33 protein-coding genes are annotated in these 24,408 nt (G+C 55.5%); 18 read left to right on the top strand and 15 right to left on the bottom strand.

Translation table 11 applies throughout. The annotated features are described in order from the left end of the window. Nucleotides 1-347 precede the first annotated feature (347 nt). Complete coding sequence (tyrS, locus tag EI185_RS08340) at nt 348-1,553, bottom strand: tyrosine--tRNA ligase (RefSeq protein ID WP_370685762.1); 1,206 nt, start codon at nt 1,551-1,553, stop codon at nt 348-350. A gap of 152 nt (nt 1,554-1,705) precedes the next feature. On the opposite strand from tyrS, the gene EI185_RS08335 reads away from it, so the two are divergent. Both EI185_RS08335 and EI185_RS08330 read left to right on the top strand, forming a co-directional pair. Then, entirely contained in the window at nt 1,706-3,031 is a 1,326-nt protein-coding gene (locus EI185_RS08335) for an OapA family protein (RefSeq protein ID WP_124704665.1), read from the top strand. A 12-nt stretch (nt 3,032-3,043) separates the two neighbouring features. Beyond that, on the top strand, nt 3,044-4,147 hold the full coding sequence (locus EI185_RS08330; protein WP_223247746.1) for an anhydro-N-acetylmuramic acid kinase: 1,104 nt from the start codon (nt 3,044-3,046) through the stop codon (nt 4,145-4,147). 77 nt (nt 4,148-4,224) lie between these two features. Here EI185_RS08330 and erpA read toward each other — a convergent pair whose 3' ends face one another. The 4 genes from erpA to rplM all read right to left on the bottom strand — a co-directional run bounded on the left by erpA (nt 4,225) and on the right by rplM (nt 6,608). After that, the gene (gene erpA, locus EI185_RS08325; protein ID WP_124704664.1) at nt 4,225-4,575 is read right to left on the bottom strand and encodes an iron-sulfur cluster insertion protein ErpA; all 351 of its coding nucleotides are present in this window, start codon (nt 4,573-4,575) and stop codon (nt 4,225-4,227) included. Nucleotides 4,576-4,653: 78 nt separating this feature from the next. Next, a complete protein-coding gene (gene argC / locus EI185_RS08320) occupies nt 4,654-5,682 on the bottom strand; it encodes an N-acetyl-gamma-glutamyl-phosphate reductase (RefSeq protein WP_124704663.1) in 1,029 nt (342 codons plus the stop codon). Between the two features lie 95 nt (nt 5,683-5,777). Further along, nucleotides 5,778-6,170, bottom strand: coding sequence for a 30S ribosomal protein S9 (gene rpsI / locus EI185_RS08315; RefSeq protein ID WP_124704662.1), 393 nt, complete (start codon nt 6,168-6,170; stop codon nt 5,778-5,780). A 3-nt stretch (nt 6,171-6,173) separates the two neighbouring features. Then, nucleotides 6,174-6,608 carry a 50S ribosomal protein L13 gene (gene rplM, locus EI185_RS08310; protein WP_124704661.1) on the bottom strand — a complete coding sequence of 145 codons (435 nt, stop codon included), beginning with the start codon at nt 6,606-6,608 and terminating at the stop codon, nt 6,174-6,176. A gap of 263 nt (nt 6,609-6,871) precedes the next feature. Here rplM and EI185_RS08305 point away from each other — a divergent pair, with 263 nt between their 5' ends. Both EI185_RS08305 and EI185_RS08300 read left to right on the top strand, forming a co-directional pair. Beyond that, nucleotides 6,872-7,462 (top strand): YdcF family protein, encoded by a 591-nt coding sequence (locus EI185_RS08305; protein WP_223247745.1) that lies wholly within the window; start codon nt 6,872-6,874, stop codon nt 7,460-7,462. 30 nt (nt 7,463-7,492) lie between these two features. Then, nucleotides 7,493-7,909, top strand: coding sequence for an OsmC family protein (locus tag EI185_RS08300; RefSeq protein ID WP_124704659.1), 417 nt, complete (start codon nt 7,493-7,495; stop codon nt 7,907-7,909). A 24-nt stretch (nt 7,910-7,933) separates the two neighbouring features. Here EI185_RS08300 and EI185_RS08295 read toward each other — a convergent pair whose 3' ends face one another. The 8 genes from EI185_RS08295 to EI185_RS08260 all read right to left on the bottom strand — a co-directional run bounded on the left by EI185_RS08295 (nt 7,934) and on the right by EI185_RS08260 (nt 12,278). After that, a complete protein-coding gene (locus EI185_RS08295) occupies nt 7,934-8,251 on the bottom strand; it encodes a DUF2322 family protein (RefSeq protein ID WP_124704658.1) in 318 nt (105 codons plus the stop codon). A 29-nt stretch (nt 8,252-8,280) separates the two neighbouring features. Continuing rightward, nucleotides 8,281-8,904: a 2-polyprenyl-3-methyl-6-methoxy-1,4-benzoquinone monooxygenase gene (gene coq7 / locus EI185_RS08290; protein WP_124704657.1), complete on the bottom strand. Its 624-nt coding sequence runs from the start codon at nt 8,902-8,904 to the stop codon at nt 8,281-8,283. Next, nucleotides 8,901-9,290 (bottom strand): type II toxin-antitoxin system VapC family toxin, encoded by a 390-nt coding sequence (locus tag EI185_RS08285; protein ID WP_124704656.1) that lies wholly within the window; start codon nt 9,288-9,290, stop codon nt 8,901-8,903. The genes coq7 and EI185_RS08285 overlap by 4 nt, the downstream gene beginning before the upstream one ends. Continuing rightward, complete coding sequence (locus EI185_RS08280; protein WP_223247744.1) at nt 9,287-9,532, bottom strand: type II toxin-antitoxin system Phd/YefM family antitoxin; 246 nt, start codon at nt 9,530-9,532, stop codon at nt 9,287-9,289. The genes EI185_RS08285 and EI185_RS08280 overlap by 4 nt, the downstream gene beginning before the upstream one ends. Before the next feature lie 201 nt (nt 9,533-9,733). Next, entirely contained in the window at nt 9,734-10,825 is a 1,092-nt protein-coding gene (locus EI185_RS08275; protein ID WP_124704655.1) for a porin, read from the bottom strand. Nucleotides 10,826-11,005: 180 nt separating this feature from the next. Beyond that, on the bottom strand, nt 11,006-11,296 hold the full coding sequence (locus EI185_RS08270) for a nucleotidyltransferase domain-containing protein (protein ID WP_124704654.1): 291 nt from the start codon (nt 11,294-11,296) through the stop codon (nt 11,006-11,008). 4 nt (nt 11,297-11,300) lie between these two features. Beyond that, nucleotides 11,301-11,705, bottom strand: coding sequence for an HI0074 family nucleotidyltransferase substrate-binding subunit (locus tag EI185_RS08265; protein ID WP_124704653.1), 405 nt, complete (start codon nt 11,703-11,705; stop codon nt 11,301-11,303). A gap of 324 nt (nt 11,706-12,029) precedes the next feature. Further along, nucleotides 12,030-12,278: a hypothetical protein gene (locus EI185_RS08260; protein ID WP_124704652.1), complete on the bottom strand. Its 249-nt coding sequence runs from the start codon at nt 12,276-12,278 to the stop codon at nt 12,030-12,032. Between the two features lie 45 nt (nt 12,279-12,323). On the opposite strand from EI185_RS08260, the gene mltA reads away from it, so the two are divergent. Next, complete coding sequence (gene mltA, locus EI185_RS08255) at nt 12,324-13,622, top strand: murein transglycosylase A (protein WP_124704651.1); 1,299 nt, start codon at nt 12,324-12,326, stop codon at nt 13,620-13,622. A gap of 40 nt (nt 13,623-13,662) precedes the next feature. Here the strand turns inward: mltA and EI185_RS08250 are convergent, their stop codons facing one another. Both EI185_RS08250 and apaG read right to left on the bottom strand, forming a co-directional pair. Next, the gene (locus EI185_RS08250; RefSeq protein ID WP_124704650.1) at nt 13,663-14,379 is read right to left on the bottom strand and encodes an energy transducer TonB; all 717 of its coding nucleotides are present in this window, start codon (nt 14,377-14,379) and stop codon (nt 13,663-13,665) included. Nucleotides 14,380-14,388: 9 nt separating this feature from the next. After that, complete coding sequence (apaG, locus tag EI185_RS08245; RefSeq protein ID WP_124704649.1) at nt 14,389-14,772, bottom strand: Co2+/Mg2+ efflux facilitator ApaG/CorD; 384 nt, start codon at nt 14,770-14,772, stop codon at nt 14,389-14,391. A 95-nt stretch (nt 14,773-14,867) separates the two neighbouring features. Between apaG and rpe the strand changes: the two genes are divergently transcribed. The 13 genes from rpe to EI185_RS08180 all read left to right on the top strand — a co-directional run bounded on the left by rpe (nt 14,868) and on the right by EI185_RS08180 (nt 24,399). Next, nucleotides 14,868-15,554, top strand: a complete 687-nt coding sequence (rpe, locus tag EI185_RS08240) for a ribulose-phosphate 3-epimerase (RefSeq protein WP_124704648.1) — start codon at nt 14,868-14,870, stop codon at nt 15,552-15,554. Between the two features lie 225 nt (nt 15,555-15,779). Next, nucleotides 15,780-16,460 carry a phosphoglycolate phosphatase gene (locus EI185_RS08235; RefSeq protein WP_124704647.1) on the top strand — a complete coding sequence of 227 codons (681 nt, stop codon included), beginning with the start codon at nt 15,780-15,782 and terminating at the stop codon, nt 16,458-16,460. Nucleotides 16,461-16,601: 141 nt separating this feature from the next. After that, nucleotides 16,602-18,077 (top strand): anthranilate synthase component I, encoded by a 1,476-nt coding sequence (trpE, locus tag EI185_RS08230; protein WP_124704646.1) that lies wholly within the window; start codon nt 16,602-16,604, stop codon nt 18,075-18,077. A 57-nt stretch (nt 18,078-18,134) separates the two neighbouring features. Beyond that, nucleotides 18,135-18,377 (top strand): glutaredoxin family protein, encoded by a 243-nt coding sequence (locus EI185_RS08225; RefSeq protein ID WP_124704645.1) that lies wholly within the window; start codon nt 18,135-18,137, stop codon nt 18,375-18,377. Between the two features lie 200 nt (nt 18,378-18,577). Continuing rightward, entirely contained in the window at nt 18,578-19,201 is a 624-nt protein-coding gene (locus EI185_RS08220) for an RNA polymerase factor sigma-70 (protein WP_124704644.1), read from the top strand. After that, complete coding sequence (locus EI185_RS08215; RefSeq protein WP_306308273.1) at nt 19,156-19,413, top strand: zf-HC2 domain-containing protein; 258 nt, start codon at nt 19,156-19,158, stop codon at nt 19,411-19,413. Before EI185_RS08220 ends, EI185_RS08215 begins: the two co-directional genes overlap by 46 nt. Nucleotides 19,414-19,616: 203 nt before the next feature. Beyond that, nucleotides 19,617-20,063, top strand: coding sequence for a DUF302 domain-containing protein (locus EI185_RS08210; protein ID WP_189836336.1), 447 nt, complete (start codon nt 19,617-19,619; stop codon nt 20,061-20,063). A 221-nt stretch (nt 20,064-20,284) separates the two neighbouring features. Continuing rightward, a complete protein-coding gene (bufA2, locus tag EI185_RS08205; protein ID WP_124704642.1) occupies nt 20,285-20,542 on the top strand; it encodes a BufA2 family periplasmic bufferin-type metallophore in 258 nt (85 codons plus the stop codon). Nucleotides 20,543-20,636: 94 nt separating this feature from the next. Then, entirely contained in the window at nt 20,637-21,494 is an 858-nt protein-coding gene (gene bufB, locus EI185_RS08200) for an MNIO family bufferin maturase (protein ID WP_124704641.1), read from the top strand. Further along, complete coding sequence (locus tag EI185_RS08195; protein WP_124704640.1) at nt 21,491-22,276, top strand: HvfC/BufC N-terminal domain-containing protein; 786 nt, start codon at nt 21,491-21,493, stop codon at nt 22,274-22,276. The genes bufB (EI185_RS08200) and EI185_RS08195 overlap by 4 nt, the downstream gene beginning before the upstream one ends. A 217-nt stretch (nt 22,277-22,493) precedes the next feature. Beyond that, complete coding sequence (locus EI185_RS08190) at nt 22,494-22,769, top strand: BufA1 family periplasmic bufferin-type metallophore (protein ID WP_124704639.1); 276 nt, start codon at nt 22,494-22,496, stop codon at nt 22,767-22,769. Nucleotides 22,770-22,775: 6 nt separating this feature from the next. After that, a complete protein-coding gene (bufB, locus tag EI185_RS08185) occupies nt 22,776-23,639 on the top strand; it encodes an MNIO family bufferin maturase (RefSeq protein ID WP_124704638.1) in 864 nt (287 codons plus the stop codon). Beyond that, a complete protein-coding gene (locus EI185_RS08180; protein ID WP_189836335.1) occupies nt 23,623-24,399 on the top strand; it encodes an HvfC/BufC N-terminal domain-containing protein in 777 nt (258 codons plus the stop codon). Before bufB (EI185_RS08185) ends, EI185_RS08180 begins: the two co-directional genes overlap by 17 nt. Nucleotides 24,400-24,408: the final 9 nt, after the last annotated feature.

Genomic DNA, 24,408 nt, shown 5'->3' with positions numbered 1-24,408 from the left:
CCTCTTCCAGTTACCAGTTACCCGGCTCCCAAAATCAGGTACCCATCGCAAATACCCACACTTATCGGTTGTCTTGTTGTTAAAGAGCGGTGTTTCCAATTTCATTCATTCTCGCCTCAATCAGCGAGGTGCGAATTATACTTACTTAAATCCGCATGTCAACAACATTTTCAAAATTCAGAACTCACAAAGTTTTCACGAAACGCTATTAACTAGATGATTTTAATCTGTTTTCTGCGCATGCCAATCAACAACGAGATGCGAATTATACAGTCCTAAAACACGCCGTCAATCGTTTTTTCATAAAAAGTACATCATGCCAATCGATGTGTTTTAAATTCAATATGTTAGGCGATTGTGACTCGGGCAAATTTACGTTTTCCAACCTGCACCACCACACATTTTCCCGCGCTCAACACCCATGTTTTATCGCTGATCTTGTCGCCATCCACCTTCACCCCGCCCTGCTCGATCATGCGCATGGCATCAGAGGTGCTGGCTGTGAGCCCAGCCTGCTTGAGTACTTGCGTAATGGACAAACTGCCATTATCGGCCTGCAAGCTTACCTCCGGCATCACATCAGGGATGGCACCCTGCCTGAAGCGTGCCTCGAAATCGTTTAGTGCCTGGACTGCCGCCGCAGTGCCATGAAAACGCGCCACAATTTCCTGGGCGAAGTGCACTTTGGTATCGCGAGGATTCGCTCCGGCATTGATCTGCTCACGCCAGCCATCGATAGTTTCCAAGGATTCGAAAGAAAGCAACTCTATATAACGCCACATCAGCTCATCAGACACAGACATGATTTTGCCAAATATTTCCGAGGGCGCTTCTGTGATGCCTATATAGTTGCCCAGCGATTTGGACATTTTGTTAACGCCATCCAGGCCTTCCAGTAATGGCATGGTGAGGACGCATTGCGGCGCCTGTCCATGCTGCTTCTGTAGCTCGCGCCCCATTAGCAGGTTGAATTTTTGGTCGGTACCACCCAGTTCCAAGTCCGCGTGGAGCGCCACAGAATCATAGCCCTGCACCAAAGGGTAGAGAAATTCATGTATGGCGATAGGCTGGTTTCCCTTATAACGTTTGTGGAAGTCATCCCGCTCCAGCATCCGCGCCACAGTATGGCTGGCCGCTAGCTTGACCATCCCTGCCGCTCCCAGTTTATCCATCCAGGTGGAGTTGAATACCACTTCGGTTTGCTCGGGCTTGAGTATTTTGAATACCTGATCGGTATAAGATTTAGAGTTTTCCAGCACCTGCTCGCGCGTCAACGCCGGACGTGTGGCATTTTTACCCGTAGGATCGCCAATCATGCCGGTGAAATCTCCTATCAGGAACAAGGCATGATGTCCCAAATCCTGCAACTGGCGCATTTTGTTCAGCAGCACTGTGTGGCCCAAGTGCAAATCAGGCGCGGTCGGGTCAAAACCAGCTTTCACACGCAAGCGTTTACCAGCGCGCAGCTTATCCACCAACTCCTGCTCCACGATCAACTCATCGCAACCGCGCCTGATAATGCGCAGGGTTTCCTGTATTTCAGAATCAATCATTACTGCCTCGAGTGTTTTCTCAAAATAGAGCAAAATTTAAAGATATTTACTTATTGACCGCTATATAACTACATGAAACGGATCGCCACGCTTTCCGCTTTGACCCCAATCTGTTAAGCTCACGCGTCAATTCTGTATGGAAAGGCGGCACAATGACCAACCAAAAGGCAGTAAGTTTAACGCATGCGGACAAATTGCATGCGCGTAAAGTGCGCCTGCGCTGGCTTGTTGCCGCTTCCGCCCTGCCACTTTTTGGCATCATTGCTGCCTTTGGTGTCGCGCCACAAACGGATACCAACAATATTCCCGTTAACACTGTCATTGAGAATCTGACGGTTCCCTCCACCGTAATCGAGGCTGACAATTCCATCCCGTCAACCGCCTATTGGCGCGACGAACGCATTGAATCCGGCGACACTGTAGCCACGATTCTTGATCGACTGGGCGTATCCAGTGAAGAAAGCGCAAAATTCCTTCACAACCCGGCGGCTAGCCGCGCGCTTGCGCAAATCAAGCCCGGTAGACGCATCCAGGCTCAAACGACCGACTCCGGTGAACTGTTATGGTTACGCCATATCAATTCCGCTGGCTCGCTGTTGCAAATCTCCAGACAGGGACAAAATTTTACAGTCACGCAGCAGCAAGCTGCGCTGGAAACCAGAACCGTAATGAAATCTGGTGAAATTCACAATTCATTGTTTGGCGCCACTGATGCGGCTGGCATACCAGACAGCATTGTCACCCAAATGGCTACGCTGTTTTCCGCCGATATTGATTTCCACCGTGATATACGCCGCGGCGACCAATTCAAGGTTGTTTACGAAGTGTTGTACAGCAGTGGTGAACCAGTCATGACCGGACGCATACTGGCAGCCGAGTTTACCAACGATGGCCAGACGTACAAGGCCGTCTACTTCCGGCAACCCGATGGCAAAGGCGAGTACTACACTCCCGACGGCAAGTCCCTGAAAAAAGCTTTCTTGCGCTCGCCGATCGAATTCTCGCGAATCTCCTCTGGCTTTGGTATGCGTTACCACCCTATCCTGAAGCAATGGCGAGAGCACAAAGGTGTTGATTACGCGGCGCCTGCAGGCACCAAAATCAAGGCCGTCGCCGATGCAGTAGTGGCTTTTGCCGGCCAGGAAAACGGCTACGGCAACTTTATCCTGCTGCAACACAGCGGCAATTACAGCACAGCATATGGCCATCTGTCAGCGTTCGCCAAGGGTCTGCACAAAGGCGAAAAAATCCACCAGGGCGACGTGATTGGGTATGTAGGCAGCACCGGTTGGGCTACCGGCCCCCATCTACACTTCGAGTTCCGTATTGCAGGCGTGGCGGTAAACCCGCTTACCGCAAAAATTCCTTATGCTTTCCCGATCTCGGCTCAATATCAGCCCATGTTCCGTAGCGCTACCCAGCCATTGGTCGCCAAGCTCAATTTGTTGAATGGTACCAATCTGGCAGCTCTGGAATAACCGCCAGTCAAATTGGCTGGACCTACATATTTCATCGGACTCATGTCCGGCACCAGTCTGGACGGCATTGACGCCGCCTTGGTGCAGTTTGATTTGACGCAATTCGCGGGTCACCTCATTCACACGGTCTATCTGCCTTATCCGGAGACGCTGCGCGAGAAATTGTTGGAGATTCATTTCTCGGGGAACGATGAAATCCACCGTGCTGCCCTGCTGTCAAATGAATTATCCGGGTTGTACAGTCAGGTTGTATCCAGATTGCTGGCCGAAAGCGCTACCGCCCCCGGCAACATTGATGCTATTGGTTGTCACGGACAAACCGTAAGGCATCGACCGGACGTCGGCTATACGATACAACTGGCCAATCCCAGCCTGCTCGCCGAACTTACAGGCATAGCGGTGGTAGCGGATTTCCGCAGTCGCGACATTGCTGCCGGTGGTCAAGGTGCGCCACTCGTCCCCGCTTTCCATGCAGCCGCATTGCGTCACCCCAAAATACATCGCGTCATCGTCAATATTGGCGGCATCTCCAACCTGACGGATTTACCACCCAGCGGAAAAATCATCGGTTTTGATTGCGGCCCTGGCAATTTACTCCTGGACGCCTGGTGCCAACGCCATACCGGCCAGCAATTTGACCTTGCCGGGGCATGGGGGTTAGGTGGAGAAAATCTGCCCGAGTTATTTAAAAAGCTTGCAGCGCACACCTTTTTTTCTGCACCCGCACCGAAAAGCGCCGGTCGCGAGGAATTCAATCTGGATTGGCTCATCAGCCATTTGTCCGGGGATGAATCTGCACAAGATGTGCAGGCAACGCTGCTGAAGCTGACCACATACGGCATAGCCCAAGCCATAGAAACATATAGCCCCAAGGCGCAAGAGATTTATATCTGCGGCGGTGGTGCGCACAATACAGCGCTCATGCAATCATTACATACAGAACTTCCAGGAAAATTTGTTGCCTCCACCGACGCGCTTGGCATTAGCCCAGACTGGCTTGAGGCGCATGCCTTTGCCTGGCTGGCTCGACAGACCCTTTTAGGATTGCCGGGCAATCTGACGGAAGTCACCGGCGCACGCCACCCCTGTGTTTTGGGCGCGGTATATCCGGCATAGAAATGGTACAGACAAAAAAAACGGGCTGCCATATGGCAGCCTGTTTTTTAGGATGGTGCTACTTATTATTACTTTACTCAGGCAGAAAACGAAGAACCGCAACCGCAGGTGGATGTGGCATTCGGATTCTTGATCACAAACTGCGCGCCTTCCAGACCTTCCTGGTAGTCAATTTCGGCACCAGCCAGATATTGGTAACTCATCGGATCAATCAACAGAGTCACGCCGTTCTTGACCATCGGCGTATCGTCTTCATTCATCACTTCATCAAAGGTAAAGCCATACTGGAAACCGGAGCAGCCGCCACCCGTGACGAATACACGCAGTTTCAGGTCGGGGTTACCTTCTTCTTCGATCAGCTGTTTCACTTTATTGGCAGCATTGTCGGTAAAGACAAGCACACTGGGCATTTCAGTCATGGCATTCATTACTTACTCCTTAAAACTTGAAAAGTTCGTTCGTCATTATGGACAGGACCCACGCTTACGTCAATGACTACCCATTGGTCAAGGCAACAGACCGATTAGTTCCAGGCCCATGGTTTCAGGCAAGCCAAACATGATGTTCATATTCTGTACCGCCTGACCGGATGCGCCCTTCACCAGATTATCTATCGCCGACAAAATCACCAGCGTATTGCCGCCCTGCGGGCGATGCAGCGCAATACGACAGGTATTGGCACCACGCACCGATCTGGTTTCTGGATGCGAGCCAAAGGGCAGCACATCCACGAATGGCTCGTCCTGATAACGTTGTTCAAACAGCGCCTGCAGATCGGATTCGCCGGTCAAGCGCGCATACAGCGTAGCATGAATGCCACGAATCAGCGGCGTGAGATGCGGCACAAAAGTCAGACCTACCGGTTTGCCGGCATAACGAGCCAACCCCTGGCTAATTTCTGGTAAATGGCGATGCCCAGAAGCAGCATAAGCCTTGAAATTATCACCTGCCTCTGCAAACAGTGTTCCTACTTCAGCTTTACGACCGGCTCCACTCACCCCGGATTTGGCATCGGCAATCAGGTAGCTTTCATCCACCATACCGGCTTCCAGCAATGGCAAAAATCCCAGCTGAACCGCCGTCGGATAACAACCGGGATTCGCAATCAGCTGCGCAGTCTTGATCTGCTCGCGATTTACCTCGGGCAAACCGTACACTGCCTGCGCCACCAGATCAGGGCAGGCGTGCTCCATGCCATACCATTTTTGCCAAACCCCGAGATCCTGAATGCGGAAATCCGCTGCAAGGTCAATAACTCTCACACCGGCCGTCAGCAATTCACGTGCCTGCTGCATGGCTATACCGTTGGGTGTGGCAAAAAATACCACGTCGCATTTGTCCAGCCCCGCATCTTGCGGGTCGCAAAACCTCAAATCTATATGTCCACGCAAATTTGGGAACATGTCCGCGACCGGCATTCCGGCTTCCTTGCGCGACGTAATCGCCACAATCTCTGCCTGTGGATGGCGCGCCAGCAAGCGCAATAACTCCACGCCCGTGTAGCCGGTGCCGCCAACGATACCCACTTTGACCATCTGATTTCCCCTCTGCTGTAGGTTTCTAATGATACCGCGAACGCACAATGAAAAAAGCCGCCCGATGAGGGCGGCTTTTTCTGTGCTCCGAACGCTTAACGCTTGGAGAACTGCTTGGCCCTACGCGCTTTACGCAGACCGACTTTCTTACGTTCCACTTCGCGTGCATCACGCGTCACCAAACCAGCCTTCTTGAGTGCTGGTTTGAGTTCCGCATCAAACTCGATCAAAGCGCGCGTAATACCATGACGGACTGCTCCGGCTTGACCAGATTCGCCACCGCCGTGCACGTTTACCATGATATCAAAAGTAGCCGAGTTGTTAGTCAGCTCCAATGGTTGACGCACCACCATGCGACCGGTTTCACGCGAAAAATACTCGTCAACAGGCTTGTCGTTCACAACGATATTGCCCTTGCCAGGCTTGATGAACACCCGTGCCACTGAACTCTTGCGGCGGCCGGTGCCGTAATAATAGTTTCCGATCATTGCTTATCCTCTGATTTCCAGCGCTTTGGGTTGCTGCGCAGCATGGGGATGCTCACCACCGGCGTAACACTTGAGCTTCTTGATCATGGCGTAGCCCAACGGGCCTTTAGGCAACATGCCTTTAACCGCTTTTTCCAGCACACGGCCGGGGAAACGCGCCTGCATCTTGGCAAAAGTCGTTTCGTAAATACCGCCGGGATAGCCGGTGTGACGATAGTACTTCTTGTCTTCTGCCTTGTTGCCAGTTACTTTCAGTTTGTCCACGTTCACGACCACGATAAAATCGCCGGTATCAACGTGGGGGGTAAATATGGGCTTGTGCTTGCCACGTAGACGATACGCAACTTCGGCCGCCACATGGCCGAGAACTTTGTCCGTGGCATCAACCACGAACCATTCACGCACGACTTCGTGCGCTTTAGCGGAAAAGGTTTTCATTCGAAACCCCTGAGAATCTGGATGAGGAAAGCCGCGCATTTTACGGCCATCTGGAGAGACTGTCAAACCACTGTTAGAATCCAGCCTTTCATTTGGCATCAAATTACATGAACTGGCTGGCCACAAATCTGATTAGCTCCTTGCTTCTCCCGCCGCTGAACCTTATTTTGCTGGGTTTCGCAGGCTTCTTTCTATTACGGCGTCGACCAGCACTGGCTCGCGTCCTGATATTTGTATCGCTTGCATTTCTGGGTATCTTATCCATGCCTGCAGTAGGAAATCGCCTGCTGGCGCAACTGGAACCATATCCCGCCCTGAATCCGGCACACCTGCCGCAGGCAGACGCTATCGTCATCCTGGGCGCCGGCACCTACTTCGACGCACCCGAGTATGGTGGCGACACGGTTGACTCCCTGGCGCTGGAACGGTTGCGTTATGGCGCCCGTTTAGCGCGCCTCACGGGCTTACCCATCCTGGTAACCGGGGGCAAACCTGCTGGCGGCAAACCCCAGGCAACAATGATGCAAACGTCGCTGGTACAGGACTTCCACGTACCTGCCCGCTGGGAGGAATCGCATTCCAACACAACCTGGGAAAATGCTCGCAACAGCTACGCGTTACTTGCGCCCACCGACATACGACGCATATTTCTGGTCACCCATGCCTGGCATTTACCGCGTGCCGTTTACTCGTTTGAAAAAGCGGGCTTTCGCGTCATCCCTGCCGGTACCGGTTTTACGCTAGCAAACAAAATCCGCATCATGGATTTTATCCCCCAGCCACGCGGCCTGCAGGCCAGTTATTATGCGATGCACGAAGCTATCGGGCTTATCTGGTATCGGTTAAAAGGCTAAAATCACATCTCGCCAGCACAGGAGTTACATATGCAAGCACGTATCAAATGGGTGGAAAATGTTGCGTTTCTGGGTGAGACCGGCAGTGGTCATGCCGTATTAATGGATGGCGCTCCAGAGGGCGGCGGTCGCAACCTGGGGCCGCGCCCGATGGAATTGGTGCTCATCGGCACCGGCGGTTGCACTGCTTACGATGTGGTACACATCCTGAAAAAATCACGTGCCGAGATTAGCGATTGCGTGGCCGAAATCCAGGCGGAACGCGCTGACGAAGACCCCAAAGTATTCACCAAAATCCACTTTCATTTCATCGTTACCGGCAAAAATCTCAAGCCGGAACAGGTCGAACGCGCAATCCATTTATCCGCTGAAAAGTATTGCTCGGCCTCAATAATGCTCGGCAAAACCGCCATGATCACCCACGATTTCGAGATACGGGAAGTCTAGCCGGAGAAATTGGATTGACGGCAATTACATCGGGTAACAACGCACCGAGTAATAGATATCTTGCTCAATTGATTGCAGCAGCCGGTCGATATTCGGATGCTTGCCAGGATGCGCACGCGCGTCTTCGGTGTGCTCGGAAAATAGCGCCAGTGCTTCCTCGGCGGCTTTGGGGCCCACACCACCCCATTTGAGCGCGACATGGTAATAGACACGGAACGAGCCGCTGCTGCCTGGTTTGTTTTCAATCACCGCCGCGACTTCGCCGTCTTCGCCGAACAGTTTCATCAACCCGAAGGCATCCACGTTTTCCAGCTTTTCCAGGTTTTCTGCAAAATTCGTCATCACTTCTTTTCCAAGCGCAAAGGCGGGGATTATACCCAGTAAGCGGTTTTCGTCATGACTTTCGAAGCGAATTTCATGGCCATTTTGATCGGCGCAGGCAGTTCCTGCGCCCCGTACGTCACAGCAGTCTCGGCATGGCGTGCCTCGTCTGCCTGCATCTGCTCGACTACCGCACGGCTTTTGGCATCAGCTTCCGGCAACGTTTCCAGATGGCCGCCCAGATGCGCTTCGACCTGACGTTCGGTTTCAGCCAGAAAGCCGAGGCTCCACTTGTCGCCCAACGCTCCCGCTGCCATGCCCAGCGCAAGCGAACTGGCGTACCACACCGGGTTCAACAGGCTCTTGCGCCCACCCAGCGCGTGAATGCGCGATTCGCACCAGGCCAGGTGCTCGGTTTCCTCACGTGCAGCCTCCTCCAACGCCGTCCTGGCTGCCGGATCGCGTGCGGTCAACGCCTGCCCCTGATACAGCGCTTGCGCGCACACTTCTCCGACGTGGTTCACCCGCATCAGACCTGCCGCGTGTTTTTTGTCCGTCGCTGCAAGTTCCGCCTCACCCAGATCACGCCCCGGTAATGGACGTGCGCTCTGCGCAGGTGCAAACAAGGTGCGCAAGCCCTTGTCGAATTCAATAATCAGTTTATCCAGCGTCATGTCCATAGCACCTCTACAGAATATCGACGGATGATCTCATCCGCCGTCACCAAAGTCAGGCCCTCGCAACGGGCCTGGGAAATCAGCATGCGGTCAAAGGGGTCGCCATGTAAACGAGGCAACGCATCCAGGCCCCAGACATGCTCCAACCGGATGGGGAGGATGGAGAATGTTTTGTCGGGTAAATATTCCGTAACCATGCGCTGCAATGGTGTTCGTGTTTTCAGCTTGCCCAGCATGGTCTTGATTTGCATTTCCCACACACTGGCAATACTGAGATACACCTCGTTATCCGCAGACTCACACGACTCGCGTACCGACGCTGGAAACCCTGGCGTGGCGTCGTCCAGCCACAGAAAAACATGGGTATCCAGCAGCAACTTCACAGCGGCCCATTACCCAGCCAGAACGCATCTTCAAGTGGAGCATCGAAATCGTCGCTGATGTAGATCATATTGTCCTTATGCAGGCCAAATGTGCGCTGTTTCGGCTTGGCTTCGATGAGCACCAATCGCGCCACCGGCTTGTTCGCCTTCGCGATAATCACCTCATCCCCAGCTTGCACAGAGGCCAGCAATGCGGAGAGCTGTGTTTTCGCTTCGTGGATATTGACGGTCTTGATGGCCATGTCGCACCTCGTATTAGCTAAGAATATGACTAACGATTTTACGGGGCGCTTTGCCGTGCGTCAACCTATAAACGACCGGAGAGCCTGACCCAAAGGGCCTGACCCCAAAAGTGAAAATCATGGCGGCCGAATAAAAAAACGGGCCACCGAAGTGACCCGTTTCTAATCTTCCGTACACCACCGGCAGATGCCGGCAAATGCTTAGAAGTTGTGGATCATACCCACGGAGAAGCCGCTTGGGTTTTGACCCACGGCTGTACCTGGGTTATCGCCATGACCGCCACCGAAGGCACTAAAGCTTGCGCCAGAGTCGTTGCTGGTACGGGCATAGGCAAGGTATGCAGTCGTACGCTTGGACAAGCTGTGGTCGAAGCCAATGGCATACATTTTAGCGCCGGTATTGCTCACACTACCCAAATCACCCGCTACATAGTACTGAGCCTTGATGCTATTGCTACCCATCTTGTAGGCGCCACCCAGACCATAAACCTTGCGATCCTTACCGGACACACCACCCAGGTCGGTGCCCTTCTCGTACATACCCAACAACTTGAAGTCACCCAGGTTGCCACCTGCAGAGACACGCCAATCTTTTTCGTCATTAGCCGCGCCCGCACTAGTCAGACCATGCTTCTCGTAACCCAAACCAACGAAGAACGGACCAGCGTCATACATCGCAGTCGCCGACCAGAGGTTAACGCTCTTGTCTGTGGCAAATGAAGGGTCAGCAGCTTTGGCCAGATTGGTGGAATGCATCACATTGGCCTGGAAACCACCCCAACTGGGTGAATTGTATTCGATGGCATTGTTGGGGCGGGTGTCAAAACCCAAGCTGAAGTTACGGACGTCGCCGATCTGATTGTTGAACAGGTCAACTTTACGGCCCAGCAGCTTCATCGGGCCTTCGTCCTTGCCCAGTTTCACGGCACCCCAACTTGCGCCGGACAGGCCAGCGTAAGCTGGGCCGTTGCCCAAGCCGTCGGCACCGTTCTGGTTATAAAGGTCACCGAAGCCACCGCTACCGGTATTGCCAAGAGAAACGTAAGTCTTCAACAGCCAGATAGCGTTCAGGCCGTTACCCAGATCTTCCTTGCCTGCAAACTGCAGGAAAGAAGCGTTGGTGGAAACGTTGGTCTGACGTGAGTTAGTGGTAGGGGTATTAACGCTCTTACCATCCAGGCTATCCACCGACACGTGCATCTGGCCGGAAATGACGACACTGCTGGCATCGGCCATTGCCACTGGGGCAACGAAGGCACTGGCGATGGCCAGCGCGATAAGTTTCTTGTTCATGCGAATCTCCTTAGTTGAAGTGTGTATCGCAGCGGGTTTCACCCCGATGCGAACCCCTCTTGCGAGAAGCTGAGGGCATTATGCCCAAGGCTTTTTGCGCCCCGCAAGCTTTATGGGAAATTTTCTTGATTTCCAAGGCGCTGTGTTGTTTTTTTGCAACACACGATTATTGGAGAATGTTCAGAGTGGTGTCCGATTGTGCAGGATGGCCTGTTTGAGCACCGGGTCGTCCAGCGTGTCCAGATGGATGACGTCCAGCCTGTAGATAACAGGTGCCTGTTCCAGCGCCTCGATCAGATCGTGCCAGCGCGCGGGGGCCAGGGCGGGGGCTTCAATGGCGAGATCAATGTCGGATGCACGCCGCGCCCGGCCGGCGGCGCGGGAGCCAAATACCCAGGCGCGGCGCACTTCGGGAAAGCGGGCAAGCGTGGCCTGTAAAGTGTGGCGGTCTTGTTCGCGCAGTTGCAGCATGGATTCAGTCCAGCGTCAGTTTTGCTACCCGCGCCGCCATGTCGTGGAGCTGGCTGGCATAGCGCTGGCGGATGTGGGCTGCGATGGATTCGGCCACGGCTTCGCGGTAAGTGTGGGTCGTGAGGTTGCGATCTTCCAGCATGGCGAGCCAGACATCGGCTTGTTCGGGGGTGGCAATCAGGCCATCCACAAATGCCTGCTTGAGCGTCTGGCGCGGGCCGGTGGCTTCCATGCCCTGGTGCAGAAGATAAAGCTGCAGGGTTTTCCATGCGATTTCGAAAGTGAACTCAAAACGCTGAATGGTGGCGTCGCGCAGGATGCTGTCGCCCTGCTGCATCACAGCCTCTTGCAGCCGCGCTGCCGCGCGCAGGAAATCCTGCTGACGTTGCGAAAAGCGTTGATTGTCCATGCGCTGATTGTGGGCGAGACGTGCGTATCTGGCAAGCCGAAGGCACCCGGCTACTATTTGCGCATGGTCCACCACACGATGCCGAGCAGCAGGGCAAGCGCTACCCCTGCTTCGAATACAAACCAGGCGAGGCTGACCATTCCGTTGTCTTCCATGTTTGCGGCCTTTCTTGTTAAACGACAATTCATCCTGGAAAAAACAGCTGGTCCACAAAAGACACGAAAAGCACGAAAAAAAGTTCATTCAATATAGGGTGAATGACTTATCTCAGACATGGGTTTATTTCGTGATTTTCGTGTCTTTCGTGGATAAATGTCTTTCGGTTCATTTCACCGGGGTAGGGAAATTGCGAATCAGGTCGAGACGGATCCTGACGGCCTCCCCCGTTTCGTTCCGCGCCATCAGCCATTCTGCGCCGCTTTCCTCGGATACGTCCTGCGGCCATATGCGCGCCATGTACGATTGCCGGCTGGCTGGATCATGCCAGTGCAGGTCCATCGATTCGTTGCACATTGCGGCAATGGTAATGCGTTCAATATAAAAACGCGGAACCGGCTGATAGGGTGGATACATGGCTTTGTTATACTTGAGGCTGTTGCTTAATTTCGTGATTTTCGCATGAGACTACTTATTCGCACAGCTTTGATATTAGTCGCGCTGATTAGCGGCGGCTGCGCCACCCAGCCCACAGCGCCGATTACGCCACCAGTCGCCAAGCCAGCGCCCAAACCGGCGCCACCCGGCCCGCCGCAGCCAAAGCCTGCACCGGCTGTGGTATGCCCGCCGCCCACGCCGGAAACACCGCCGCCACCTCCTCCGGTAACCCCCAACCTGAGCGCGGCCGACTGGTCCAGCCTGCCCGGCTGGCGGGACGACAATCTACTGGATGCATGGCCTGCGTGGCTACAGTCGTGCGCGGCGCTGAAAACCAGACCGGAATGGCAAGCCGTGTGCGCCGCATCAGAAGCGTTAAAACCCACCGACGCTGCAACAGTACGAACATTTTTCGAAAGCCAGTTTGCACTCTACCAATCGCGCCAGGCCGACGGCAGCGAGAATGGCTTGATTACCGGCTACTATGAACCGCTGCTGCATGGCAGTCTCACCCCCAGCGCGAAGTACTCGATCCCCCTATATGGTCCGCCCGCCGATTTGCTGACCATTGATCTCAGCAGCGTTTATCCGCAATTGAAACACATGCGTCTGCGCGGTCGCTTGCAGGGCAACAAGGTGGTGCCGTATCTGGACCGCGCCGATATCGACGATGGCAGCACTCCGCTTAAAGGCAACGAACTGGTCTGGGTGGACAACCCGGTGGAGGCGTTCTTCCTGCAAATCCAGGGGTCGGGGCGCATTCAACTGCCCGACGGCAGCATGATACGGGTGGGCTATGCCGACCAGAACGGCTATCCGTATCGTTCCATCGGTCGGGTACTGGCCGAGCGCGGCGAGTTGCCTCTGGCACAGACTTCGATGCAGAACATCAAGCAGTGGGGTAAAAACCATCCCGACAAGCTGCCGGAACTGCTTGCGCAAAACCCCAGCTATGTGTTTTTCCGTGAGCTACCGAATAACGGCAGCGGCCCGATGGGTGCGCTGGGCGTGCCGATTACCGGCGGGCGCAGCATTGCCGTGGATGCCCGTGCGATCCCGCTGGGCGCGCCAGTGTGGCTGGACACCACCGTGCCCTCGTCCGATCAGCCGCTGGATCGCCTGATGATGGCACAGGATACCGGCGGTGCCATTCGCGGCAATGTACGGGCGGATTTTTTCTGGGGCTTTGGTAATGAAGCCGGAGCAATCGCAGGCAGGATGAAGCAGACTGGCCGGATGTGGGTATTGCTACCCAAAGACATGCCGGTGCCGAGCGAGTTACCAACACCGCTGGCTGCGAAAGCCAAGGTCGTCAAGGAATAATCACGCCAGCAGCATTAACGCTTTTCCGGAATGGACAGGCTTACCGATCCAGCTCGTAACGCACTTTAATCTGCACGAGCGATTTCACCGCGCGACCGTCTTTCTGGGCCGGCGCGAAGCGCGCATTGCGAAAAGCATCGCGCGCACTCTGGTCGAAAATTCCCGGTGGGCTGGCATCGCTGACTTCGACATCCTGCACGTTACCACCCTCATCCAGCTTCAATTTGAGCACGACCCAGCCTGCGGTGCCGCGGGCGACTGCGTCTGGCGGGTAAACCGGGCTGATGGCGGCCAATGCGCGCGGCTGAACATCCAATTGTTTGGCGGTGTAATAAGTAGGGTCAACCAGTAACGGCACATTGACTGCCGGCAACGCGCTGCTGGGCTGCGGCGCAGGATTGGGGGCTCTGGGCACTACCGGCGGCGCATCAGACGCGGCGGGCGCTGGTGGCGAAGCACGCTCCTCTGGTGCAGGCGGGGCGGGTTGGGGAGGCGCTTCGGGTGCTGGCTCTGGCGCCGTTTCAGGTGCTGTGGCTGGTACCGCCATTTTGGGTGGCGCCGGTATTGGTGGCGGCGCAGCGGGCTGCAGGCGCGCCTCGATCACCGGAATAGCGGCGGCTACCGGTGCCGCAACAGGATTAACGCGCAGCAGGCCGATCAGTGCCAGATGTGCCGCAATGGAGATGGACATGGCGGCCACCACGCGTTGCATGGCCGGGCTGAGTTCAGGTTCCTGAAGATCGGCTGGGCGCGGCATGCCCGTGCATCAATGCAATACGCGCGGCATGGCAAGAGTAAACACGGGAATCTCCGCGTCGAAGTGCTCGCCGTCTTCCGCCACCATCTGGTAGCTGCCGTACATGGTGCCTACCGGCGTCGTGATCGCGGTGCCGCTGGTGTATTCAAAACTCTCGCCAGGCTTGAGCAAAGGTTGCTCGCCCACCACACCCAGACCACGTACTTCCTGCACCTTGTTTTCCGCGTCGGTAATCACCCAATGGCGCGAAACGAGTTGCGCCGGAATGGTGCCGGTGTTGGTAATGGTGACCGTGTAGGCAAATACATAGCGATCCATGTGCGGATCGGATTGGTCGGGAATGAATACCGTCTCGACGACTACGGTTACGTGATTTTTTCTGCTGTCGCCCATTTGCGTGTCTGTCCTTGAGCCGGTCGCGCTGTTACCCCGGCGCGATTCCGGGTAAAATTGGCTTCTTTATCCAAAGGCTTGTTGAAAGGGTCACCATGTCCAGGCAATTCCGTATCGCACCGAGCATTTTATCTGCAAACTTCGCCAAGCTGGGACAGGAAGTCACTGATGTGATCGCGTCCGGTGCGGACATCATTCACTTTGATGTGATGGATAACCATTACGTGCCCAATCTGACTATCGGTCCGCTGGTGTGCGAATCGCTGCGCCCGGTGACGGATGCAATCATCGACGTACACCTGATGGTCAAGCCGGTAGACCGTATTATCCCCGATTTCGCCAAGGCCGGGGCGAACATCATCACCTTCCATCCGGAAGCGTCCGAACACATCGACCGCACCCTGTCGCTGATCAGGGAATGCGGATGCAAGGCTGGCCTGGTGTTCAACCCGGCCACTTCGCTGAGCTATCTGGACTATGTGATGGACAAGGTGGACATGATCCTGCTGATGTCGGTCAACCCCGGCTTCGGCGGACAGAAATTCATCCCGGAAACGCTCAACAAGACGCGTGCCGTGCGCCAGCGTATCGATGCCTCGGGCCGCGATATCTGGCTGGAAGTGGACGGCGGCGTGAAAGTCGACAACATTGCCGAAGTAGCCCGCGCGGGCGCCGACGTATTCGTAGCCGGCTCTGCCATTTTCGGCGCAGCCAGGGACAGCGACGCGCACCGCTACGATAGCGTGGTGGCGGCAATGCGCGCGGAACTGGCTAAAGCCTGACCCAAGCCGCTGCTGCTTGATCCGGCATGACGTAAACGAGATTAGACATTAAACCTAAAACCGCAATTCAAGCCACGGAGATCACAGAGCACACAGAGATGAAGCGTGTTCCGCATATTTTCCGGTTCATCTGATGGGTGAAGCCGGTATTTACGATAACCATGTGAACTCCATTGCCTCTGTGAACTCTGTGTTCTCTGTGGCTAACTGACTTTTTAAGACCATATGAAATTCCCAATCAAAATCAAGGCCGTGGTGATCGACCTCGACGGCACGCTGCTCGACACCGCACCCGACCTCGCCCACGCGGCAGAATTGATGATGGCCGAACTCGGCATGCCGCCAGTGCCGCTGGCGTCCATCAAAACCTACATCGGCAACGGCGTTTCGCGTCTGGTAAAGCGCGTGCTGACCGGCAGCATGGATGCCGAACCGGATGCCGCACTGTTTGCCCGCGCCTATCCGATTTACCAGAAGCACTATGGTGCCCATGTTTCTCTGTATTCGCGCCCTTTCCCCGGCGTGGTGGAAGGCCTGCAGGCGTTGCGGGCAATGGATATGCATGTGGCCTGCATTACCAACAAGGCAGAAGTGTTCACGATTCCGCTGCTGCGCGATACCGGCCTGCTGGATTATTTCGAACTGGTACTGTCGGGCGATACGCTCCCCAAACGCAAGCCCGACCCGTTGCCCCTGCTGCATGCCTGCAAGCACTTTGGCGTCGAGCCCGGCGAACTGCTGCTGATCGGCGATTCGCTCAACGACACCCAGGCCGCGCGCGCGGCTGGCAGCCCGGTGTTCTGCGTGCCGTACGGCTACAACCGTGGACGGCCAGTGGCGGAACTGGATCTGGATGCAGTGGTGCCCAGCCTGCCGGAAGCCTCGAAACTGATTACCAAAGCCTGAACAGCATGAATCCCTTAAACGTGGAAATACATAGCGAAAAGCGCCTGTCATGGCGATGGCGCTGATACGCCGGCTTTTTTTGGTGGTGCGATACATTTCGTGCCGTACCTCGCTATGCTTCTATGACTTAATGGTGAAATCATGACTGAACAGGAATTCAACCAACTCGCCCGCGAAGGCTATAACCGCATCCCGCTCACGCGGGAATTGCCGGCCGATCTCGACACCCCGCTATCGGTCTATCTCAAACTCGCCGACGCGCCCTACTCCTACCTGCTGGAATCGGTCGTGGGCGGGGAACGCTTCGGGCGCTACTCGTTCATCGGCCTGCCTGCCCATACCGTGCTGCGCGTATACGGCCATCTGGTCAGCGTGGAAACCGACGGCGTCAAGCTCGAGCAGGAAGAAGTCGCCGACCCGCTGGCGTTTGTCGAACAATTTCTGGGGCGTTTCAAGGCGGCTGTCGTGCCGGGCCTGCCGCGTTTCGCGGGCGGCCTGGCAGGTTATTTCGGCTATGACACAGTGCGCTACATCGAGAAACGCCTGCAGGCGACGCGCCAGCCCGATGTGCTGCATGCCCCCGACATCCTGCTGCTGCTCACCGACGAGCTGGCGGTGGTGGACAATCTCACCGGCAAACTGACCCTTATTGTCTATGCCGACCCGATGCAGACGGATGCATATGCCGAAGGCTACCGCCGCCTGAACGAGTTATGCACACTGATCAGGGCGCCATACACTGCTCCCATGCCACAAAAGGTCGGTAGCGCCGAAGCCACCTCCGAATTCGGTGAAACCGCGTTCAAGCAGGCGGTATTGCGCGCCAAGCAATATATCGTGGAAGGCGACATCATGCAGGTGGTGTTGAGCCAGCGCATGTCGCGCCCGTTCGACGCCAGCCCGCTCACGCTGTACCGCGCGTTGCGCAGCCTCAACCCGTCGCCGTATATGTTCTATTACGACATGGGCAGTTTTCACGTGGTGGGCGCGTCGCCGGAAATCCTGGTACGGCTGGAAGATGACACCGTCACCGTGCGCCCCATCGCAGGTACGCGCCCGCGCGGCGCCAATCGCGAGCACGATGCGCAACTGGCCGCCGAACTGCTCGCTGACCCCAAGGAATGCGCCGAACATTTGCAGTTGCTGGATCTGGGACGCAACGACGCGGGGCGCGTGGCGGTCACCGGCAGCATTCAGGTGACAGAGAACATGCTGATCGAGCGTTATTCGCACGTCATGCACATCGTCTCCAATGTGGAGGGCAAGCTCAAGCCGGGCCTGTCGGCAATGGACGTGCTGCGCGCCACTTTCCCCGCCGGCACCGTGTCCGGTGCGCCCAAGGTGCGTGCGATGGAAATCATCGACGAACTCGAGCCCAGCAAGCGTGGCATATATGCAGGCGCAGTAGGTTACCTCGGCTTTGGCGGCGGCATGGATCTGGCGATCGCCATCCGTACTGCGGTGGTCAAGGACGGCATGCTGTACGTGCAGGCGGGCGCAGGCATCGTGGCCGACTCGGTACCCGAGAACGAATGGACGGAAACCCAGAACAAGGCGCGCGCCGTGATCCGCGCAGCGGAACTGGCGCAGGCCGGCCTGGACGGGCTGGAAGAATAGCTGCCTGCCGGACTGCTCATCAGGTCAGTCCGGCGTATCGGTTTGGAGGAGAGCGACATGCAGCAAACCGTGATTGTCTACACTGCTCCCGGTTGCCCGGATTGCGCCGCAGTCAAACAATTCCTGCACGAACGGGGTATCGCTTTTGAAGAGCGCGACATTAGCCATCCCGATGTGGCGCAGGAAGCAAAAACGCGTTATGGCGTACGGATTGCTCCGATCACGGTGCTAGGCGATGCATTTTTTTACGGCACCTTCCAGGACCAACGACCCAAACTGGACGCGGCATTGCAGAAATAGAAGGTCAGCGGCGACACCTTAAGCCGATCCAGCAATAGTGCACCTCACCATGACACGCCACCTATGCGACCGCATTTGCAGTGCCCAATCGATTGCCCGGCACCCTGCTCAAACTCAGCATCAAATCGTATCTGATCTGCCTGCTGGATAAGATGTCGCTTCATGTGTAAGAAACTTCCGCTCTTTCCGACTCAGTACTGATGGATGCCAAGAAGAAGCGCGACACTTTGTTAGCGGAAACGACACTGAATGATGGCGTTTTCATTGAGGATTTGCGGCGCCAGATGATCAGATTTGCCAGCCTGCAACTCAGTGACGTCCATCTTGCCGAAGATGCCGTGCAGGAAGCGCTTGCCGGCGCGCTGGCCAGCGCAGAGCACTTCGCGGGGCGCTCGGCGCTGAAAACCTGGATATTTGCCATTCTCAAAAACAAGATCGCCGATGTATTGCGACATAAGCAGCGCCTGGTCAATGCCAGCAGTTTGCCGCAGGACGATGAGGAGAACGAGGATTTCGCAGACCTTCTGTTTGACCAGAGAAGACATTGGCAGGCGGATGGACGACCCACCCTTTGGGGTAACCCGGAGGCTTCCTTCCGGCAACAACAATTCTGGCATGTATTTGAAGCTTGCCTTGAAAATCTGCCAGCAAAACAGGCGCGCGTCTTCATGATGCGCGAATTTATCGAGTTGGAAACCGATGACATCTGCGCGGCAACGGGTATCACGCCCAGCAATCTGTTTGTGTTGCTGCACCGGGCCCGTTTGCGATTACAGGTATGCCTTGGAAACAAATGGTATTCAAACGGGGAACGCTTATGTTGAATTGTCAGGAAATCATCCGTCTTGTTTCGGAATCACAGGAGCGCCCACTCACGCTGCGCGAAAAAATCTCCCTGCGAACGCATGTAATGATGTGCTCGGGTTGCAGCAACTATGAGAAAAACATGGCCTCCCTGCGATTGACGATGAGAGCGTTTGCGAAAGGCACCAATGAAAAAAATAAACACGAGCCTGAATCTCGCGACAAGGGATGAAAGATGCCGGTTGCAGGTCTGCACGGATGCGCTGCGGGCGCAACGGTACAATGCCGTGGCAACAAACAAAGCTCTTCAAATGTTAGTCACCTATAGTCTGTATGGTATCTGCAAGCAGATACTAGCCCTTCCGCCCCGGAGGTTGCATTCGATGATTTCAGTTATGGCAAGCATTTCGAAACCCCATCACCAGGAGAATGAAAATGAAATATGTATGGATCGCATTGAGCATGTTGATGGTCTCGTTCACGGCAAGCGCGGATGAAGGCATGAAAACTCTGGCAAGCAAACACGGATTTCAGGATACGCAGGCCCGGCTGGAAGCGGTACTGAAAGAAAAAGGCTTGACCGTGTTCGCCACAATCGACCACGCGGAAGGCGCACGAAAAGCAGGGTTGAAAATGCAGCCCGCTACGGTAACGATTTTCGGCAACCCCAAGGGCGGCACGCCTTTCATGGTGGCAGCACCGGAAGCAGCGATTGATTTCCCGCTCAAGGCCCTGGTCTGGGAGGACGCGGCAGGAAACGTGTTCATGAGCTACAACTCTCTGACCTGGGTTGTCGCCCGGCATGACATCAAGGGCCAGGACGAATTGGCGAAGAAACTGGATGGATTGCAGGCCTCGATCGCCAAAGCCGTGACCGAATAAGAATACGGGCCCTGATAAGAAACAGTCGCAAATGATGCCCTCTGTACAAAGCGCACTCATCGTTACAATTCGATGTGTAAGAATTGGCGGCTGATCCCGACAAAGCAGTAACCCATGATTTTCGTGGGCGTAAATTGCGGATACCCGAATCCGCACTTTGAATCACCCGTAGCAAATTCCGCACGGTAAATCGGGTTTTTTAATCAAGAGGAGGCTTTACGATGAGCGCTGTAAAAAAAATGACTGGAATAGCCCTTGCTGCTGCCGCGGCGAGCATGTTCATGACTGTAGGTGTGGCCACCACGGCGGTAGCCGCCGAAGCCGCGATCCACTGCGAGGGGGTGAATTCCTGTAAGGGAAAATCCGATTGCAAGACGGCCAACAACGCTTGTAAAGGGATGAACGCTTGCAAGGGTCACGGGTTTCTCACCATGAGTCAATCTGAATGCGACAAGGCCAAAGCACAGATGATGAAGTAAACGGATTTGCAACAACAATCCTGCGCCGCAGTACATTCGAAGACCGGCTCGCCGGCTTCGAATGTTTCCACTTATTTGGCAAGGCGTACTTCAAATGCCACATCATGCTGAGCAGTTACTCCATCCCCCCCTGGGATTTGGTCTGGGTTTGCGGATACCCCACTACGAAGCAATTCTCGAGTCGCGGCCAGCCGTCGACTGGTTCGAAGTGCTTTCGGAAAACTACATGGTGCCGGGGGGCAAGCCGCGTCATTACCTCGACCGCATTCGCGAAAATTATCCGATTGTGATGCACGGGGTTTCACTGTCGATCGGCAGCAGCGATCCACTGAATCGGGATTACCTGAAGCAGTTGAAAACACTGACCGATCAAATCGAGCCGCGCTGGATATCGGATCACCTGTGCTGGACCGGGGTGGACAGTACCAATCTGCACGACCTGATGCCGCTTCCCTATACCGAGGAAGCCCTGCAGCATGTCGTGGACCGGGTGAGCGCAGTGCAGGACATCCTCGGGTGCCGCTTGCTGCTGGAAAACGTGTCGAGCTATGTCACGTATAAACACAGCGAGATGAGCGAGTGGGATTTTCTGCGCGAAGTTGCACAACGGGCGGACAGCCTGCTTCTGCTCGACATAAACAACATCTACGTCAGCAGTTTCAATCATGGTTTCGACCCGGTTGAATACATTGACGCCATCCCAGTGAACCGGGTACAGCAATTTCACCTCGCCGGCCATCGCAACCAGGGCGGTTGCATTATCGATACCCACGATGAGCCGGTCATCGACCGGGTTTGGGAACTCTACGAACATGCGGTGCGACGCTTCGGCGCGGTTTCCACCATGATCGAGCGCGACGATAATATTCCGCCACTGGAGGAGTTGCTGGCCGAACTGGATCGGGCTCGCCATATCGCCAAGCAGGCGCTCACACAGATAGCCGACGCATGAGCCAGTTAGCCGCCCTGCAGCGGGCATTTCAGACCCATATATTGCATGCGAATGATGCCATCCAACAGGCGATCACCGGCACACCACTGGCGCCGGCCACCGAGCGCCTGGGCATCTATTCCACCGCTTATCGATTGCGCCTGCTGGAGGCGCTGCAAACCGATTACACAGCGCTGCATGCCGCCTTGGGGGATGAAGACTTCGAGCAATTATGCTTTGCTTTTATCGCTGCCTTTCCCTCGACCTATCCCAATCTGCGCTGGTTCGGCGCCAACATGGATGCCTATCTCAAGGCGACGCCACCATACCTGGACATCCCCGTACTGGCTGAACTGGCCAGTTTTGAATGGGCCAAGGGGCTTACTTTCGATGCAGCGGACGAAGACCGCCTGACCATCCAGGATATGGCGGCCATACCCGGCGCAGATTGGGGGCGCATGACGTTCCAGACGCATCCGTCGGTGCAGCGGCTGGATTTTTTTTCCAATGCTCCGCTGATCTGGAAAGCCGTGGCGGCCGCGGCCGATCCACCGCAACCCTCATACACAGAGGAACCACTGTCCTGGATCATCTGGCGACAGAATCTGAGCGTTTATTTCCGATCGCTGGATAAAGATGAAGCCTGGGCTATCGACAGCCTGCTACACGGCGTCAACTTCGCGGAAATCTGTACCGGCCTGTGCGAATGGGTGGACGAACTTCACGCCTCTCAACACGCGGCAGGACTGCTCAAAGGCTGGCTGGAAAGCGGCATGATTCGTAGCGTGCATTTCAAGACCTGAGCAATTTCCTCAATCATTGCCTGAAGACAAACAAGTCGCACAGCTATGACTTCGTCTGCGACGGCACCGGCCATCGAACAAGCCTGTTCTGTAAGAAAAAGCAGGCCCGCCAGACTAAACAGCAAGCGAATCATTCAGTCGCTCGAAGCGGGCGCAACTCCGATTGGAAACGTGGTTTCCGTCTCGCTTTTTATACACACAGCAAGGAGTTACACACATGAACAAGCAGGATATTCTGGTTAAGTCCGCGGTCGCCAGCCTTCTGGCCTTTGGCTCCCTGGCGCTCACTACTCCGGCTATTGCGGCAGACAAGCCTAAAATGGAACAGTGCTATGGCATTGCCAAAGCTGGTAAAAACGATTGCGCCGGAGGTAAAGGTAGCGCGAACTCCTGTGCAGGGACGGCAACAAAAGATGGGCAGAAAGATTCCTTCGTGCTGTTGCCAAAAGGGACTTGCGCCAAGATCGTTGGCGGCATACCAGGCCATGCATAACACCAGATGATCGCAAAAAAACTGCGCGGCCGGGTAGCTAGGCCAATTCCGTCCAATGCCGGAATTGGCCTGCGCGCCAGGCATTATCTGGACATTCTGTCTGCACCGCCGGCCGTCGGCTGGTTCGAGGCGCATAGCGAAAACTATTTCGCCGAAGGAGGATTGCCTCTTTACTACCTGGAACGAATTCGCTCCGATTACCCCTTGAGCCTGCACGGCGTCGGCTTGTCGCTCGGCTCAACCGACTCATTGAATATCGCGCATTTGCGCAAACTTAAATCTTTGATCGAGCGCTTCGAACCGGGCTTGGTATCGGAACATTTGTCCTGGGGCTCGGTGTCTGAACGCTACTTCAACGATCTGCTTCCGTTGCCTTATACCGAGGAGGCGCTCACGCATGTCATCTGTCGCATCATGCAGGTACAGGATTTCCTGAGCCGTCAGATCCTGATTGAAAACGTATCGAGTTATCTTCAGTACCGGCAATCCACAATTCCTGAATGGGAGTTTCTGGCCGAGATTTCGGCGCGTTCCGGTTGCGGCATCCTGCTGGACGTCAACAATATTCATGTCAGCGCAGTGAATCACCGCTTCGATCCGCTGGCATACCTGCACGCCATACCCGCAGGCGCGGTGCAGGAAATCCATCTTGCCGGATTCGACAACAGTGGCGAATGCCTGATCGACACGCACGCAACAGCGGTCTGCGATGACGTGTGGACGCTATATGGCCACGCATTGGCGCATGTCGGAAATGTTCCGACGCTGATCGAGTGGGACACAGACATTCCCGCTTTACCCGTGTTGCTGGAAGAAGCGCGGAAAGCCGATGCGCTGTTACAGGAGGTCCGCCGTGAGCGCTCTGCGTGACCTACAGCAGGACTTCATGACGGCCGTCTTCAGCGCAAAAAAAGCCGCGTTGGCGCGGCACTTGGTTGGCACAGCATCCGAGAGAGCGTGGCGCATCGATATTTATCGCAACAATGCCGTCAGCAACCTAAGTAGCGCGCTCGAATCTGCCTATCCTGTCATCGTCAAACTGGTCGGCGCGGAATTTTTCCGCTATGCCGCGCAGGAATATATCTCCCGGTACCCTTCAGTCAGCGGGGATCTGCATGTTTTTGGCGAAGCATTTGGAGCGTTTCTCGCGCCCTTTCCACCCGCAGCACAGCTGCCCTATCTGCCCGATGTCGCCAGGCTGGAATGGCTGTGCCACAAGGCTTACTTTGCGGCTGACCACGCACCGTTTGCACTGGACAGATTGAAGCAGGTGGCGCCTGAACACTATGGTCGCTTGCAATTCAGGCTCAACCCTGCCTGCGCCCTGTTCGAGTCTGCGTTTCCGGTCGATCGGATATGGCAAGTCAATCAAGATCACCACACCGGCGACCAGGCCCTGGATTTATCCAGCGGAGCCGCCACTGTCGTGGTGAAGCGGGAGATGTATCGCGTTGCCGTTAACGCGCTGCCCCGCAGCGAATGGTGCGGACTGCATGCACTATCCACCGGGCACACTTTTGCGACAGCTTGCGATGTCGCACTCCAGATCGACCCGGACCTGGACCCGGGTGCGGCGCTGAGACGGTGGGTAGAGGAAGCGATACTGGTGGATTTCAGTATTTCGGCATAATAAGGAGAG

This window comes from Sulfuriferula multivorans, from assembly GCF_003851125.1.
Taxonomy (GTDB): Bacteria; Pseudomonadota; Gammaproteobacteria; order Burkholderiales; family Sulfuriferulaceae; genus Sulfuriferula; species Sulfuriferula multivorans.
Note: the sequence above shows the minus strand (reverse complement) of the source record. Positions and strands in the feature narration are given on the sequence as shown.

Bases quoted from the DNA above. Each gene is read 5' to 3' on its own strand.
- tyrS (WP_370685762.1), bottom strand. From the start codon at position 1,553: ATGATTGATTCTGAAATACAGGAAACCCTGCGCATTATCAGGCGCGGT.
- EI185_RS08335 (WP_124704665.1), top strand. From the start codon at position 1,706: ATGACCAACCAAAAGGCAGTAAGTTTAACGCATGCGGACAAATTGCAT.
- erpA (WP_124704664.1), bottom strand. From the start codon at position 4,575: ATGAATGCCATGACTGAAATGCCCAGTGTGCTTGTCTTTACCGACAAT.
- argC (WP_124704663.1), bottom strand. From the start codon at position 5,682: ATGGTCAAAGTGGGTATCGTTGGCGGCACCGGCTACACGGGCGTGGAG.
- rpsI (WP_124704662.1), bottom strand. From the start codon at position 6,170: ATGATCGGAAACTATTATTACGGCACCGGCCGCCGCAAGAGTTCAGTG.
- rplM (WP_124704661.1), bottom strand. From the start codon at position 6,608: ATGAAAACCTTTTCCGCTAAAGCGCACGAAGTCGTGCGTGAATGGTTC.
- EI185_RS08305 (WP_223247745.1), top strand. From the start codon at position 6,872: ATGCCTGCAGTAGGAAATCGCCTGCTGGCGCAACTGGAACCATATCCC.
- EI185_RS08300 (WP_124704659.1), top strand. From the start codon at position 7,493: ATGCAAGCACGTATCAAATGGGTGGAAAATGTTGCGTTTCTGGGTGAG.
- EI185_RS08295 (WP_124704658.1), bottom strand. From the start codon at position 8,251: ATGACGAATTTTGCAGAAAACCTGGAAAAGCTGGAAAACGTGGATGCC.
- coq7 (WP_124704657.1), bottom strand. From the start codon at position 8,904: ATGACGCTGGATAAACTGATTATTGAATTCGACAAGGGCTTGCGCACC.
- EI185_RS08280 (WP_223247744.1), bottom strand. From the start codon at position 9,532: ATGGCCATCAAGACCGTCAATATCCACGAAGCGAAAACACAGCTCTCC.
- EI185_RS08275 (WP_124704655.1), bottom strand. From the start codon at position 10,825: ATGAACAAGAAACTTATCGCGCTGGCCATCGCCAGTGCCTTCGTTGCC.
- EI185_RS08270 (WP_124704654.1), bottom strand. From the start codon at position 11,296: ATGCTGCAACTGCGCGAACAAGACCGCCACACTTTACAGGCCACGCTT.
- EI185_RS08265 (WP_124704653.1), bottom strand. From the start codon at position 11,705: ATGGACAATCAACGCTTTTCGCAACGTCAGCAGGATTTCCTGCGCGCG.
- EI185_RS08260 (WP_124704652.1), bottom strand. From the start codon at position 12,278: ATGTATCCACCCTATCAGCCGGTTCCGCGTTTTTATATTGAACGCATT.
- mltA (WP_124704651.1), top strand. From the start codon at position 12,324: ATGAGACTACTTATTCGCACAGCTTTGATATTAGTCGCGCTGATTAGC.
- EI185_RS08250 (WP_124704650.1), bottom strand. From the start codon at position 14,379: ATGCCGCGCCCAGCCGATCTTCAGGAACCTGAACTCAGCCCGGCCATG.
- apaG (WP_124704649.1), bottom strand. From the start codon at position 14,772: ATGGGCGACAGCAGAAAAAATCACGTAACCGTAGTCGTCGAGACGGTA.
- rpe (WP_124704648.1), top strand. From the start codon at position 14,868: ATGTCCAGGCAATTCCGTATCGCACCGAGCATTTTATCTGCAAACTTC.
- EI185_RS08235 (WP_124704647.1), top strand. From the start codon at position 15,780: ATGAAATTCCCAATCAAAATCAAGGCCGTGGTGATCGACCTCGACGGC.
- trpE (WP_124704646.1), top strand. From the start codon at position 16,602: ATGACTGAACAGGAATTCAACCAACTCGCCCGCGAAGGCTATAACCGC.
- EI185_RS08225 (WP_124704645.1), top strand. From the start codon at position 18,135: ATGCAGCAAACCGTGATTGTCTACACTGCTCCCGGTTGCCCGGATTGC.
- EI185_RS08220 (WP_124704644.1), top strand. From the start codon at position 18,578: ATGGATGCCAAGAAGAAGCGCGACACTTTGTTAGCGGAAACGACACTG.
- EI185_RS08215 (WP_306308273.1), top strand. From the start codon at position 19,156: ATGCCTTGGAAACAAATGGTATTCAAACGGGGAACGCTTATGTTGAAT.
- EI185_RS08210 (WP_189836336.1), top strand. From the start codon at position 19,617: ATGAAATATGTATGGATCGCATTGAGCATGTTGATGGTCTCGTTCACG.
- bufA2 (WP_124704642.1), top strand. From the start codon at position 20,285: ATGAGCGCTGTAAAAAAAATGACTGGAATAGCCCTTGCTGCTGCCGCG.
- bufB (WP_124704641.1), top strand. From the start codon at position 20,637: ATGCCACATCATGCTGAGCAGTTACTCCATCCCCCCCTGGGATTTGGT.
- EI185_RS08195 (WP_124704640.1), top strand. From the start codon at position 21,491: ATGAGCCAGTTAGCCGCCCTGCAGCGGGCATTTCAGACCCATATATTG.
- EI185_RS08190 (WP_124704639.1), top strand. From the start codon at position 22,494: ATGAACAAGCAGGATATTCTGGTTAAGTCCGCGGTCGCCAGCCTTCTG.
- bufB (WP_124704638.1), top strand. From the start codon at position 22,776: ATGATCGCAAAAAAACTGCGCGGCCGGGTAGCTAGGCCAATTCCGTCC.